12 protein-coding genes are annotated in these 12,626 nt (G+C 74.1%); 8 read left to right on the forward strand and 4 right to left on the reverse strand.

Features of this window, described 5'->3' with window-relative positions; translation table 11 throughout:
- The coding region (gene tap, locus ACSNOD_RS06905) for a telomere-associated protein Tap (RefSeq protein WP_436765859.1) at positions 1-1,673 on the forward strand (1,673 nt) is incomplete at its 5' end.
- A gap of 8 nt (positions 1,674-1,681) precedes the next feature.
- On the forward strand, positions 1,682-2,236 hold the full coding sequence (tpg, locus tag ACSNOD_RS06910) for a telomere-protecting terminal protein Tpg (protein ID WP_436765860.1): 555 nt from the start codon (positions 1,682-1,684) through the stop codon (positions 2,234-2,236).
- A gap of 39 nt (positions 2,237-2,275) precedes the next feature.
- Here tpg and ACSNOD_RS06915 read toward each other — a convergent pair whose 3' ends face one another.
- The gene (locus tag ACSNOD_RS06915) at positions 2,276-3,265 is read right to left on the reverse strand and encodes an alpha/beta fold hydrolase (RefSeq protein WP_436765861.1); all 990 of its coding nucleotides are present in this window, start codon (positions 3,263-3,265) and stop codon (positions 2,276-2,278) included.
- A gap of 167 nt (positions 3,266-3,432) precedes the next feature.
- Here ACSNOD_RS06915 and ACSNOD_RS06920 point away from each other — a divergent pair, with 167 nt between their 5' ends.
- From ACSNOD_RS06920 to ACSNOD_RS06930, 3 genes are all read left to right on the forward strand, one after another.
- Positions 3,433-4,083: a helix-turn-helix domain-containing protein gene (locus ACSNOD_RS06920; protein WP_436765862.1), complete on the forward strand. Its 651-nt coding sequence runs from the start codon at positions 3,433-3,435 to the stop codon at positions 4,081-4,083.
- 109 nt (positions 4,084-4,192) lie between these two features.
- Positions 4,193-4,453, forward strand: a complete 261-nt coding sequence (locus ACSNOD_RS06925) for a hypothetical protein (protein WP_436765863.1) — start codon at positions 4,193-4,195, stop codon at positions 4,451-4,453.
- 138 nt (positions 4,454-4,591) lie between these two features.
- Positions 4,592-5,008 carry a nuclear transport factor 2 family protein gene (locus ACSNOD_RS06930; protein WP_436765864.1) on the forward strand — a complete coding sequence of 139 codons (417 nt, stop codon included), beginning with the start codon at positions 4,592-4,594 and terminating at the stop codon, positions 5,006-5,008.
- A 42-nt stretch (positions 5,009-5,050) separates the two neighbouring features.
- On the opposite strand, the gene ACSNOD_RS06935 is transcribed toward ACSNOD_RS06930, so the two are convergent.
- Positions 5,051-5,821, reverse strand: a complete 771-nt coding sequence (locus ACSNOD_RS06935) for an alpha/beta fold hydrolase (protein WP_436765865.1) — start codon at positions 5,819-5,821, stop codon at positions 5,051-5,053.
- Positions 5,822-5,870: 49 nt separating this feature from the next.
- The gene (locus tag ACSNOD_RS06940) at positions 5,871-6,278 is read right to left on the reverse strand and encodes a DUF4345 domain-containing protein (RefSeq protein WP_436765866.1); all 408 of its coding nucleotides are present in this window, start codon (positions 6,276-6,278) and stop codon (positions 5,871-5,873) included.
- A gap of 78 nt (positions 6,279-6,356) precedes the next feature.
- On the opposite strand from ACSNOD_RS06940, the gene ACSNOD_RS06945 reads away from it, so the two are divergent.
- Both ACSNOD_RS06945 and ACSNOD_RS06950 read left to right on the forward strand, forming a co-directional pair.
- Positions 6,357-6,965: a TetR/AcrR family transcriptional regulator gene (locus ACSNOD_RS06945; protein ID WP_436765867.1), complete on the forward strand. Its 609-nt coding sequence runs from the start codon at positions 6,357-6,359 to the stop codon at positions 6,963-6,965.
- Between the two features lie 335 nt (positions 6,966-7,300).
- Positions 7,301-8,035, forward strand: coding sequence for a dienelactone hydrolase family protein (locus ACSNOD_RS06950; RefSeq protein WP_436765868.1), 735 nt, complete (start codon positions 7,301-7,303; stop codon positions 8,033-8,035).
- 201 nt (positions 8,036-8,236) lie between these two features.
- Here ACSNOD_RS06950 and ACSNOD_RS06955 read toward each other — a convergent pair whose 3' ends face one another.
- The gene (locus ACSNOD_RS06955) at positions 8,237-11,728 is read right to left on the reverse strand and encodes an AfsR/SARP family transcriptional regulator (RefSeq protein WP_436765869.1); all 3,492 of its coding nucleotides are present in this window, start codon (positions 11,726-11,728) and stop codon (positions 8,237-8,239) included.
- Positions 11,729-11,809: 81 nt separating this feature from the next.
- On the opposite strand from ACSNOD_RS06955, the gene ACSNOD_RS06960 reads away from it, so the two are divergent.
- Positions 11,810-12,535: an SMI1/KNR4 family protein gene (locus ACSNOD_RS06960; protein ID WP_436765870.1), complete on the forward strand. Its 726-nt coding sequence runs from the start codon at positions 11,810-11,812 to the stop codon at positions 12,533-12,535.
- Positions 12,536-12,626 lie beyond the last annotated feature (91 nt).

The following is a 12,626-nucleotide window of genomic DNA, read 5'->3' on the forward strand; positions in this document are numbered from 1 at the left end:
CCGCCGTCGACCCCCGCTTCGCCAACGGCCCCCTGGGCGTGCTCGACGGCGACGGAACGGTGTACTGCGGCGGCGGCCTCGTGCTGGACTGCCCGGCCACGGACATCCCCTCGCTCGTGGAGTGGACACTCCACGAGGCCCGCCTCGGCGCGCCCCGGCTCAACCGCAACGGCCAGGACTCCGACCCCCTCGTCCTCCTCACCGACGGCGCCGCCGAACGGTTCGGCCTGCCCGCCGTGCTGGAGGACCGCCGGAACCTGCGGCTGCCCGACGACCACCCGGTCGTCCGCCGGATCGCCAAGGCCAAGTGGCAGCTCACCCGCCGCGGCTTCGGCCCCTGGGCACGCGTCTACCGCCCGGCCGCCGGCGGACAGCGCCAGTGCGTGCAGCTCGCCGTCCTGCCCTGGGGCGCCCTCGACACCCGCGCCTGGGGCTCCGCGGACCGGCTGCCGCCGGCCGAACTCGCCCGCGTCCTCGTCGACTACGCCCAGCGCGTGATCACCCCGCGCGGCTCGACCGCCGTCTGCGGGCTGGAACTGATGACCGCGCTGCGCCCGCCCACCCGCGCCGTGAAGGACGAGCAGTCCGGCGGCTGGGTCTCCGGGCCGAACCCCGGCGCGCTCACCCGGCCCGTGGACCCCGCGCCGCCCGAGGCCCCGGACGAGCACCCCGTCGTCGCCGCCCTCCACCCGCGCGGCCACCGGCGCACCCCGGCCGAGGTCCTCGACGAGGAGGCGTACGAGTGGACGCGCGACCCGGAGTCGCTCACGGACGAGGAGTGCGCGAAGGCGTACGCCGTCGGCATCGACGTCAACATGGCGTTCGCCGCCGCCGCGAACCGGCTCACCGTCGGCCTCGGCGCCCCCGTCCACGTCACCGCCCCGACCTTCGACCCCAAGCTGCCGGGCTCCTGGCTGGTCGACCTGTCCCACGTCGCCGTCGACCCGAGGCTGCCGAACCCCTTCACCCCGCACGGCGAGCGCCCCACCGGCCCGGCCTGGTACGCCACCCCCACCGTCGCCTACGCCGTCGAGCTCGGCCACCCCGTCCGGCCCACCGAGGCGTACGTCCGCCCCGAGTGCGGCCCGTACCTGGACGCCTGGTACACCAGGCTGCGCGACGCGTACATGGCGACCATGGAGCGGCTCGGCGTCGTCCCCGGCCTGAGCGAGGCCGACTTCCTCGCCGCGATGGAACACCACAAGGACGCCGACCCCGGACAGGCCGCCGTCCTGTCCGCCATCAAGTCGACGGTCAAGGGCGGCATCGGCAAACTCCGCGAGCGCCCCCAGGGCGCCGGATACCGGCCCGGCGAACGCTGGCCCGCCCTGGAGCGCCCGACCTGGCGCCCGGACATCCGGGCCGCGGTCATCGCGGCCGCCCGGATCAACATGCACCGCAAGATGAGCAGGCTCGCGGCCGCCGGCGCCTTCCCGATCGCGGTCCTCTCCGACTGCGCCGTCTATCTGTCCGACGGCCCCTCGCCGCTGGACTTCCTGCCGCGCACCGCCGACGACAAGCCGCTGCCCGGCGGCTTCCGCCTCGGCGTGAGCCCCGGCATGGTCAAGCACGAGGGCACCCGGCCCCTGCTGTGGGCCGTGCAGATGCTCGACGAAGGCCACAACCCGGCCCGCCACATCAAGGGCACCGACGCCGCCGACGGCGGAGAATAAGAACCACCATGGGCATGCTCCAGGAGAGCCTCGACAAGGCCGAGGCCGCGAACCTCACCCGCCCGGCGCCCAAGTCGGCGCCGGCGCAGATGCGCTATCTGGTCAAGCAGGTCAAGGGCACCAGGGCCGCGGCCCGGCTCCTGGGCGTCTCGCAGCGCACGGTCGAGCGCTATGTGAAGGGGCAGATCAGGACGCCGCGCCCGGAGCTGGCGGCCCGCCTGACCGAGGAGGTCCGCAAGCGGTGGCAGCCCAAGGTCCGCGAGCGGGCCAGGAAGCAGGCCGCCACGACGGGCGGCATCGTCATCGAGACCCGCGCCCGCTTCGGCTTCACGGCGGCCCCGGGCACCACGGACGACGCCCGCGTCCGCCTGGTCACCCAGCACCTCCCGCCCGAGTACGCCGCCCGCTTCTTCGACGCGCGATCCGCGGGCGCCACCGAGCAGCAGCTGCGTGAGATCGCCGCCGAGGGCCTCCAGGAGATCTACTTCAAGGACCGCGGCCGCCGCGCCCAGGGGCTCCAGGTGGAGTTCACCGACATCGACTACGTCGAACTGGACTACTGATCGGCCTTTCCGCCAGGCTGCCGGGATAACCCGCCCGGTTCAGCCCTGGACGGTGGCGAGCCAGTCGGTCAGCAGGCGGTTCACCTCCTCGGGGCGTTCCTGCTGGACCCAGTGGCCGCAGCCGTCCAGGAGGTGGGAGGCGGACAGGGCGGGGAGGGTGGTGGGGTGGGCCTCGATGGCATCGGCCATCCAGGTGGTGGAGGCGTCCAGTGCGCCGCCGATGAACAGGGCGGGCTGTGTGATCGGGGCGCCGCGGTGGGGGGCGAGGTCTTCCCAGTCGCGGTCCATGGTGCGGTAGCGGTTGAGGGCGCCGGTGATTCCGGTGCGTTCGAACTCCGCGGCGTAGACGTCGAGGTCGTCCTCGGTCAGCCAGGCCGGGAGGGCCCCCGTGGGGAAGCGGTCACGCAGCCGGCCGCCGGCGCGGGCGACGAAGTGCGGGTCGGGCTCGCCCTGGGCGGGCATGGTGTCAGCGGACAACGCGGCGTAGAAGCCGGCGAGCCAGCCCCGTACGTCGGGCTCGATCTCTGCCTCGGCGCGGCCGGGCTCCTGGAAGTAGGAGACGTAGAACTCCTGGTCGGGGCCGCCGATCCGGCCGAGGACGTCGGTGGGTCGGGGGCCGCCGGGCGGCGCGTAGGGGACGCTCAGCAGGCCGACGGCGCGGACGGTCTCCGGGCGGAGCAGGGCGGAGGCGGCGGCGATGTTGGAGCCCCAGTCGTGGCCGACGACCACCGCGCTCTCCTCTCCGAGGGCGCGCACGACGGCGACGTTGTCCTCCACCAGGTCGAGCATCCGGTAGGCATCGGTGGCGGCGGGCTTGGAGGAGCGGCCGTAGCCGCGTACGTCGATCGCCACTGCCCGGTACCCGGCCGCGGCGAGGGCCGGGAGTTGGCGGCGCCAGGAGTACCAGGACTCGGGGAAACCGTGCACGAGCAGGACCAGCGGACCGGTGCCCTGCTCGACCAGGTGCAGGCGTCCGGCCGGGGCCTCGACGGTGCGGTGGCGGAGCGCGGCGGTCGGCTCGGATCGCATGGGGCTTCTCCTCGGTTCGCGGGCGGACGGCGGGTACCCATCGATCATGCGGTGCGACGCCCGCCCGACGAGACCGGTGTTGCCGTTCTGGCAAGCTCATGGGACGGGGACGGGGACGGGGACGGGGACGGGACGGGACGGCGGCGCGGTCGGAAGGAAGGGGCACGGTGGCAGGCGACGAGGTGGACGGCACGCTGGCGGCGATGGGACCCAGGCTGCGGGCCGCGCGCGAGCGGCACGGCGCCACGCTCGCCGGTATCAGCTGTTCGACCGGCATTTCGCCGAGCACGTTGTCGCGGATCGAGACCGGCCGGCGCAAGCCCACCCTGGAGGTGGTGCTGCGGCTGGCGAAGGAGTACGGCGTCTCTCTGGACGAGCTGGCCGGTACCGCGACTGCCCCGGCGGCCGCGCCGCGCACCTCGGCGCCGCTGAGCTTCGGCGACGGCAAGGTGGTGCTGCCGCTTACCCGGTATGTCGGCGGCCTGCACGCCCACAAGCACGTTCTGCCTGCTGTCGAGGGGGCGCCCGGGCGCCCCCGGCAGGTCTCCCACGAGGGTTACGAGTGGCTGTGCGTCCTGTACGGGCGGCTGTGGCTCGCGCTCGGTGACCAGGACCTGGTCCTGGCTGCCGGGGACGTCGCCGAGTTCGACACCCGCGTCCCCCACGGGGTCACGAGCGCCGGATCGTCCGCCGGACCGGTCGAGTATCTGGTCTTGTTCGGGCCGCAGGGAGAACGTCTACGGTCGCGCGTTCAAGCCGCCCCCTGTTCGGGTGCTTCCCGTCCGTGTTGCGACTCCCGGCCCGGGTCCCTGGTGTAGTGGTAACAGCCTTACCGGGCAAGGGAGAAGGGGGACCCGCATGCGTGTGTGGAAACGACTGGCCAGGACAGTCCTCGTCGCCGGTTCGGTCGCGGTCCTGATCACAGGCGTGTCGACCAACGCCCAGGCGGCGTCCGGCAGGTTCGCCTACAACCGGGCCGACACCGGCTTCCGCGAGGTCATGGAGAACCCGCCCGACGACGAGTGCCTTGTCATGCCGGGCGGCGGCGGTGTGGTCGACAACGTCACGGACACTGTGGCCACGCTGTACCGGGACGAAGCGTGCACCATCCCGCAGGACACGTTGTCGCCCGGCTCGAGCGGGGTGTACGGCGGGGCGTCGGTGCCGCACTCGGTGTTCTTTGGCTAGCCTGCTGCCTCCGAGGCGGAAAATCATGGGTTCGATACGGCCCGCCCCTGTGCGAAGACCCTTGAGGAAGCGCTCAGCGCACCGCCCTTACCCCCGACGTCATCGACGCTCCGGTGGCGCCCCCGGCAGACTGGGCCCATGACGCCCACCACCGCGGACGCCACCCGCGCCACCGTTGAGAAGTTCCTCGCCCTCCGCCTCGCCGGGGACACGGAGGGACTCACCGCGCTCTTCGCCGACACGGTCGACTGGCAGCTCGCCGAGAACCCGGCGGTTCCCTGGATACGGCCCCGCTCGACCGCCGCCGAATGCGCCGCCCAGGCGGCGGAGTTGGCCGAGCACACCGTGCCCGAGGACGCCCGCGCGTCCGTCGACACCTTCCTCGTCGACGGCGCCGACGCCGTCCTGATGGGTCACGTCGCGGGGACCGTCCGCGCGACGGGCAAGTCCTTCGCGGGCCCCTTCGCGCTGCGCCTCACCGTCGAGAACGGCCGGATCACCCGGCACCACCTGTACGAGAACAGCCTCTCGATCGCGGAGGCGTGCACCCCCTGACGGCGCCGGACGTCGCGCCCGGCCCCGCGCGACGCACGCTGATCAGCCGGCCGCCCTGCGCACCGCGCCTCCCCCTGGGAACGGCACCGCCGTGGGCAACTCGTGGGCGAAGCGGCGGATCGCGTCGGTGAACGCCTCCGGGGCGTCGAAGTTCGCCAGGTGCCGCGCCCGGGGAATCAGTTCGATCCGCGCGCGGGGGTGCGCGCGGGCGAACTCCCGCTCGCCGGACCGGAAGACCGTGTCCTTCTCGCCGTTCAGGATGAGGACGGGGGCCGCGACATGGCGCATGGCCCGCGCGTCGAAGCGGCCCAACACCTCGCCCCAGGCGGCGGGCAGGGCGTGGAACGCGTAGCCGGAGCGGATGGTCGCCCCGACCACCTCGGGCGGGTACATCCGGCGCAGCAACCGGTCGTTCCACCGGGTCAGTCGGGCCGGCGGCACCCGGGGCACCAGCCCGGCGGCCCATCGGTACGGCACCGTCCACGCCCCGCGCGTCGAGGCGCTGGCCCCCGCGAGGACCAGCCCGCGCAGCCGCTCCGGGCGGCGCCGGGCGAACTCCAGCGCGACGTACCCGCCGAGCGAGTGGCCGACGACGAGGGCCGGCCCGCGGTCGAGCGCGTCCACCGCGGCGGCGATGATGTCCGTCGCCGCGCTCAGGCTCCAGGGCTCGGCGGAGCGGGCTCCGTGCCCCGGCAGGTCCACGGCGGCCACGGGGAAGTCGTCGCGGAGCGCGGTGAGTTGCGGGCTCCACTGCCCCGCGCTGAAACGCGTCCCGTGGACGAGAACGATGGGCGGTGCGCCCGTTGCCGTCATGATTCCCCCATCCGGACGACATCGACGACGTCCCACCGCGGCAACATTATCAACGCGCGTACGCGCTGCCTCTGGCCATCGTTTCGTCGGCGTCCGCCAGCCAGAAGAACACCGGCGGCAGCACCAGTTCGAGGACGGTCAGCGCCACCTGGAAGCCGTGCGGCCACCCGTGCACGGCGAGCGACAGCAGCCGCCCGAGCGCCCCCAGCAGAAACACCCCGGCCAGCCAGCGCACCGCCCGCGCGGGGACGGGCGACTGGCGGGCCGCCCAGAGCCAGCCGAGGCCGTACCCGGCGAAGATGGCGCCGAAGAACCGCCCGAGGCTGTCGATCGTCGGGCCGGCCGAACCCTCGCCCGGGATCGAGGCGTTGCCGAGCAGAACGTGGAACAGCCCGATCGCCACGCAGGCATACCCCATCACCAGGGCGAGCCCCCGCAGTGTCCTTGCCTTGGCCATGACCGGCACCCCCGTTAGTAGACACGTGTCCACCAGGCTACGGCCCACTAGTGGACACGTGTCAAGTACCATGCGTCCGTGCCTCCCCGTACGCGCCTGAGCCCCACCGAACGCCGCGCCCAGCTCCTCGCCGTCGCCGCCCGGCTCTTCGCCGCGCACCCCTACGACGAGGTGCTGATGGAGGGCGTCGCCGAGCGCGCCGGGGTCTCCCGCGCGCTGCTCTACCGCTACTTCCCGAGCAAGCGGGACCTCTTCGCCGCCCTCTACCGGCAGGTGGCCGCGGAACTGCTCGCCAAGTCCCGGTTCGACCCCGCCGACACCCTGGTCGAGCAGCTCGTGGAGGGCCTGGACGCGCATATCGAGTACTTCGCGGAGAACCGCAACACCGTCCTGGCGGCGAACCGCGACCTGGCCGGGGACCGCCTGATCCAGACGATCATGAACGACGAGCTCGACGCCCTGCGCGAGCGGCTGCTCGGCGTGCTCCCGCTCGCCGACGACACCACCCGGCAGGCGGTGTCGGGCGTCCTCAAGAGCTGGCTGGTGTTCGTCCAGGTGCTGTGCGTGGACTGGCTCACCGAGGAGACCTGCTCCAGGACCGAACTGCGCGATGTGTGCGTCGGCGCGGTGCTGGGCGCGATCCGGCCCCTGCTCGACGAGGACCCGGCCCCGGACTGGCCCCGCTGACCGCCATGCCGGCCGCGCTCGCGGACGGACGCCTGGCCCTCCCGGGACTTCTCCCGGATGTACTCGCGTTCGGATACGAAGCGTGACGCCGTTCCGCCCTGCTCCCGCATGTGGTCATGTTGTCGCACCGGATGACCAGGGCTGTGGACTATCTTGTGGGGATGACTACCGGGATGGCATCGCGCCGCACACGGATTGGTGACCCGGTGCTCTTCTGAGCGCCGCGCGGGCCAGTGCCGGCCCGCTGCTCGATCGGGGATCTCGCGCTGCTGCGCGGGCTCCGCCTCCGTCGTGTTGATCACAGGCTCGACACATCAACCACGACAGGAGAATTCATGCCCACCAAGACGTTGCAGATTCCCACCGCGGACGGCCAGGCCGACGCATTCGCCGCCTTCCCCGACACTGGCGGGCGGTACCCGGGGGTGCTGATGTACGCGGACGGCTTCGGCATCCGGCCCGTGCTGCAGGAGATGGCCCGCGAACTGGCCGGGCACGGGTACTACGTGCTCGTCCCCAACTTCTTCTACCGGCATGGCCCGGCTCCGGTGATCGAGCTTCCGGCGCACATCGGAGAAGAGGCCCGGCCCGCGGTCTTCGCCCAGCTGATGCCCTTGATCAAGGCGCACAGCGCCGAACGTGTCCTGCGCGACGCCGACGCCTACCTCAGGTTCCTCACCGCCCAGCCCGAGGTCGGTGCCGGTCCGCTCGCGGTGACCGGCTACTGCATAGGCGGTCTCCTGGCGATGCGCACCGCCGCTGCTTTCCCCGGCCAGGTGGCCGCCGTCGCCGGATTCCACGGCCCGGTGGGCGCCGACGGGCCCGCCCTCTTCTCCCAGCTCACCGCCGAGGTTCACCTCGGCCACGCCGAAGGCGACATGACGCCCGAGGCACTCGGCGAGCTCAACCAGGCCCTGGATGCCGCAGGTGTCAACCACACCTCTGAGATCTACCCCGGCACCATCCATGGCTTCACCATGTCCGACACCGACGCTTTCAACGCCTCCGGGCTGAAACGTCACTGGGACCGCCTGCTTCCTCTTCTGGGCCGCGCCCTGGGTAACAGCTGAAGTACACGACTCTGCGCCTGCCGACCAATGCCGCCTGGGGCCGCACCCGCATCGTGAACGACCGGTGATCCATCGTGGTCGCAGGACCGCCCCCGCCAGCGCGGGGGCGGCTCCGGTTCAGGCGGCAGTGCCGAAGCCAGCTGCGGCGAGGTCCTGCTCACGCAGCGGGGTGAAGTCGACGTCCGGCTCCCTGTCACCTCGTCACCCGCGTGCCCCGCTCCCCTCGGGGACATCCGCGGAGAGCTCCCGGAGCTCGGGGCAGTACTCCCCGGGGCCCGCGGAGAACTCCTCGGCGAACGCCTCCGGGCCCAGCGCTGCGAGGACCGCCGCGGTGACGCGGTCCACGTCGCCGCGCTCGGCCTCCGGCAGTGGCGCGCCGGCGGCCTCGCGGGCCCGGGCGGCCGCGCCGAGCAGGCGGGCGGCCAACGCCGGCTCCCCGGCGAGGGCGTGGGCGCCGGCCAGGCCCTCGTGCGCGAGAGCGACGGCCCGCGGGTCGCCGCTGTCCCGGGCCACGGCGAGACCCTGGCGGTGCAGGGAGAGAGCCTCGGCGGCGTCGCCGCGCCGCTCGGCGACAAAGCCCAGCTCGGCCAGGAGGAGCGCCGGGCCGGGGCCGAACTCGACCGCGCGATGCCAGTCGAGCGCCGTACGCAGACGGCGCTCGGCGAGGTCGAGATCTCCCGCGCGCCGGGCGGCCAGCGCGAGGCCGATCCCGGCGTGGACCTCGCCCGCCGCGTAGCCGTGTTCGGCGGCCAGGGCCATCGCCCGCCGGTGGAGCTCGTCGGCCCGGGAGACGTCACCGGTCAGCAGGGCGACCCGGCCGAGTCCGGTGAGCCGGTCGGCGGCGTCCGTCCACAGGCCCAGCTCCTCGGCGAGACGGAGGCCGTCCTGGTGCAGGCGGGCGGCGTGGGCGTAGTCGCCGGTGATCTGGGCCAGGGCCGCCAGCGGATAGCCGGCGCGCAATCGCCCCCAGCGGTCGCCGAGTTCCTCGAAGAGCGCGTGGCTCTCCTCGGCGGCGCGGCGCAGCGCCGAGAGGTTCCCCCGTAGCAGCGCCTGGGTGGCCCGGGTGCTCAGGGCCGCCGCGGTCGCCCAGGTGTCACCGGCCGCGCGGGCGCGGTGCAGCGCGCGGTCCACGAGGGCCTCGCTGCGGGGCAGGTCCTCGCCCGCGGTGAGCAGCGCGTGGCCGAGGAACCAGAGTTCCCGCGCGCCACCGGCGAGCTCGTCGGCGGTGCGGCCCGCGCCGGACGTCGGCACCGTACCGTCGGCCGAGGCCCGCGCCGTACGACCACCCGGTGCCGCGCGCGTACGATCACGGGCGGCCGACCCCGTACGGTCGTCGGTCCCCGCCCTCGCGCCGGACTCGGGCACGGGCACGGGTGCGAACGCCGGCACCCGCGCCGTGCGGTCCCCTCCTTCTCCGGCCAGTACGGCGAACCCCGCGTGCCAGAGGGCGGCCCGGGACCGGAGTGCCGCCGGCGCGTCGCCCGCGATCCGCAGGGTCTCCTCCAGTGACCGCCGGGCCTCGCTCAGCCGTCCGCGCAGGAACCAGTACCAGGCCGAGGCGAGGGCCAGCCGCAGCGCCCCGACGGCGTCCTTCCGCAGCACGGCGCGCTCCAGGGCATCGCGCAGATTCGCGCGTTCGCCGTCGAGAAGCGCCAGCAGGTTCTGCTGGTCGGGGCCGTGGAGGCCGGCTGCCGCGCGTTCGGCCAGCTCGGTGAAGTACGCGTGGTGACCCCGTTCGAGAGCGTCAATCTCGCCCGCCTCCGCCAGGCGCTCCCGCGCGTACAGGGCGATCGACTCCGGCAGCCGGTAGCGAGGACCGCGCGGTCGAGTGCCGTCGGCCGGGAGACCGGCCGCCGCCGGGCCGCCGTCGGCCTCGCTGACGGTGACCAGGGAGCGGTCCACCAGCCGGATCAGCGGATCGAGGACGTCCAGGCCCCCGCCACCGCACACCGTCTCGGCCGCTTCCAGCGTGCAGCCGTCGGTGAACACCGCCAGGCGGCGCAGGAGCGCGCGTTCGTCGTCGGCGAGCAGCTCCCAGCTCCAGTCGATCACCGCCCGCAGCGTTCGCTGGCGCGGTGGCACGCCCCGGTGGCCGCCGGCGAGCAGCCGGAACCTGTCGTCCAGCCGGGCGGATATCTCCCGCACTCCCAGCGCACGGACCCGCGTGGCGGCCAGCTCCAGCGCGAGAGGGATGCGGTCGAGGCGGCGGCAGATCGTCGCGACGGCCCCGGGGTCGTCCCCGGTGACGGCGTACCCGGGCGCCGCGGCCGCCGCGCGCACCGCGAACAGGCGCTCGGCGTCGGCCTGCGACAGCGGGGGCACCGTCCACACCGCTTCCCCGGCCAGCCCGAGGGGCTCCCTGCTGGTGGCCAGGACGCTCAGTCCGGGAGCGGCGGCCAGCGCCCGGCGTACGGTCTCGGCGGCCGATTCGACGACGTGCTCGCAGTTGTCGAGCAGCAGCAGGAGCCGCCTCGGCCGCAGGGCCGCCTCCAGCCCGACCGCCCCCTCCTCCCGTACGCCCAGGGCGGCGCTGAGCTGCTCGGCCACCGCCGTGGAACCGGCGAGTGCGACCATCCGTACCCCGTCGGGGTAGCCGCCGGCCACCTGCCGGGCGACCTCCTCCGCCAGCCGGGTCTTGCCCACCCCGCCCGAACCGGTCAGCGTCACCAGCCGGTGGGCGCCGAGCAACGCGCGTATCGCGGGCACCGCTCGCGCGCGGCCGATCAGATCGGTGAGGGGAGCGGACAAGCCGCTGTGCCCGTCGCCGTGGACACCCTGGCCGCCCTGGCCCCTCTGATCGCCGCGACCGTCCTGGCCGCTGTGACCGATGCGACCGCTCTGACCGCCCTGGCCCTCCTGACCGCCGGGGCCGTCCTCGCCACCCCGACCGACACGACCGCTGTGGTCCTCTCCGCCGCGCCCCGGGGCGGGGGAGGAGGGTGCCCGCAGCGCCGCGTCGTGTTCGAGGATCGCCTGGTGGAGGGCGGCCAGCTCCGGCCCTGGATCGACGCCCAACTCGTCGGCCAGTTGCCGCCGCAGCGCGGCATAGACGGCCAGTGCCTCCGACTGCCGCCCGGCCCGGTAGAGCGCCCGGAGCTGAACGGCGCGCAGGCGCTCCCGCAATGGGTGACGAACCGTCAGCTCGCCCAGCTCGCCGAGGAGCGTATGGTGCTCGCCCAGGTCCAGCCGGGCCTCGGCGAGCGCTTCCAGCGCGGTCAGCCGCTGCTCCTCCAGGCGCGCGGCCGCCGTGCGCGCGAAGTCCATGTCGCCAAGGTCGGCGAGGGCCTCGCCCCGCCACAGCGCCAGCGCCTCCGTCAGCAGATCGGCCCTGGCGCGCGGATCGTCGGTGGCGTACGCGGCGGCGGTGGCGGCCGCGAACCGCCCCGCGTCCGTGTCCGCGGGGCCGACGCGCAGCACGTACCCCGGAGGTCTCGACTCGACCAGCGCGTCGGCCCCGGGCTCGGCCCGCGCCAGGGCCCGGCGCAGCCGGGAGACCTTCGTGTGCAGGGCGCCGACCGGGTTGCGGGGGAGGCGCTCGCCCCACAGGTCGTCCACCAGCCGGTCGGCCGAGACCGTACGCCCCGCGTGGACGAGCAGGGCGGCCAGCAGCGCGCGGACCTTCGGCTCGGGGATGTCGACGGGCAGCCCGGCGGGCGTGGCGGCGGTCAGCGGGCCCAGCACGGAGAAGTACATGACCGGCACGGTAGCCGGAGGGGCTGACAACGGCCGTGGGCGGGCGCGGGGGCCCGCGGGCACGCTGGGTAGTGTGGCCCGGTGACGAGCATCTGGACGGGGGTGCGCGAGCGCGTGCTCGCGCTGCGCACGGCCCCGGGAATGAGCGACGTGTTCGGTGCCGTGTGGCTCGATGACCACGGCCACCGCTTCGAGTTGCTGCCGCCGCTGACGCCGGGAGAACTGCACGAGGTGGAGGGCGAGTTGGGCGTCCGGCTGCCCGAGGAGTACCGCGGCTTCCTCCTGGAGGTCGGGGCCGGGGGCGCCGGCCCCGACTACGGGATCTTCCCTCTGCGGCCCGGCGCCGAGCGCAACGCCGCCCGGGCGGAGCGGCTCGCCGAACCGTTCCGCCCGGACATCGTGGGCGCTCTCTTCGACGAGCACCAGGAGAACGAGCCCACTCGTGACGGCTTCGCGAGCGACGAGGAGTTCCTCCGCGCCTACCACGCCTGGGACACCCGGGACGACGAGCTGCGCGAGCAGCTCTTCACCGGTGTGCTGTACATCAGCGACCAGGGCTGCGGCTACTACTCGGCGCTCGCGGTGACCGGCCCCGAGGCCGGCACCGTCTGGGACGACGTCCAGGCCGTGGGCGAGGGCGCCGTGCCGAAGACGCGCCCGGGCGCCGAGCGTCTGACCTTCGCCGAGTGGTACCTGGACTGGCTCGCGCGGGCCGAGCGCACGGCGTGGGCCGAGCGTACGACGGCGGGCGAGCGTACGGAGGTGGCCGAGCGTACGGCGGCGGGCGAGCGTACGGACGGCGGCTGACCGTACGGCGTCGGCCGCGGAGTGAGACCGAGGCGAGGCCGCCGCCCGCGGCTCGACAAAGGCCCAACAGAGCCCGACAGAGCACCGACAG

This window comes from Streptomyces sp. URMC 123, from assembly GCF_051386515.1.
Taxonomy (GTDB): Bacteria; Actinomycetota; Actinomycetes; order Streptomycetales; family Streptomycetaceae; genus Streptomyces.

What these genes read in the sequence shown, in the direction of transcription:
- tpg (WP_436765860.1), top strand. Translation starts at nt 1,682, where the DNA reads ATGGGCATGCTCCAGGAGAGCCTCGACAAGGCCGAGGCCGCGAACCTC.
- ACSNOD_RS06915 (WP_436765861.1), bottom strand. Translation starts at nt 3,265, where the DNA reads ATGCGATCCGAGCCGACCGCCGCGCTCCGCCACCGCACCGTCGAGGCC.
- ACSNOD_RS06930 (WP_436765864.1), top strand. Translation starts at nt 4,592, where the DNA reads ATGACGCCCACCACCGCGGACGCCACCCGCGCCACCGTTGAGAAGTTC.
- ACSNOD_RS06935 (WP_436765865.1), bottom strand. Translation starts at nt 5,821, where the DNA reads ATGACGGCAACGGGCGCACCGCCCATCGTTCTCGTCCACGGGACGCGT.
- ACSNOD_RS06940 (WP_436765866.1), bottom strand. Translation starts at nt 6,278, where the DNA reads ATGGCCAAGGCAAGGACACTGCGGGGGCTCGCCCTGGTGATGGGGTAT.
- ACSNOD_RS06950 (WP_436765868.1), top strand. Translation starts at nt 7,301, where the DNA reads ATGCCCACCAAGACGTTGCAGATTCCCACCGCGGACGGCCAGGCCGAC.
- ACSNOD_RS06955 (WP_436765869.1), bottom strand. Translation starts at nt 11,728, where the DNA reads ATGTACTTCTCCGTGCTGGGCCCGCTGACCGCCGCCACGCCCGCCGGG.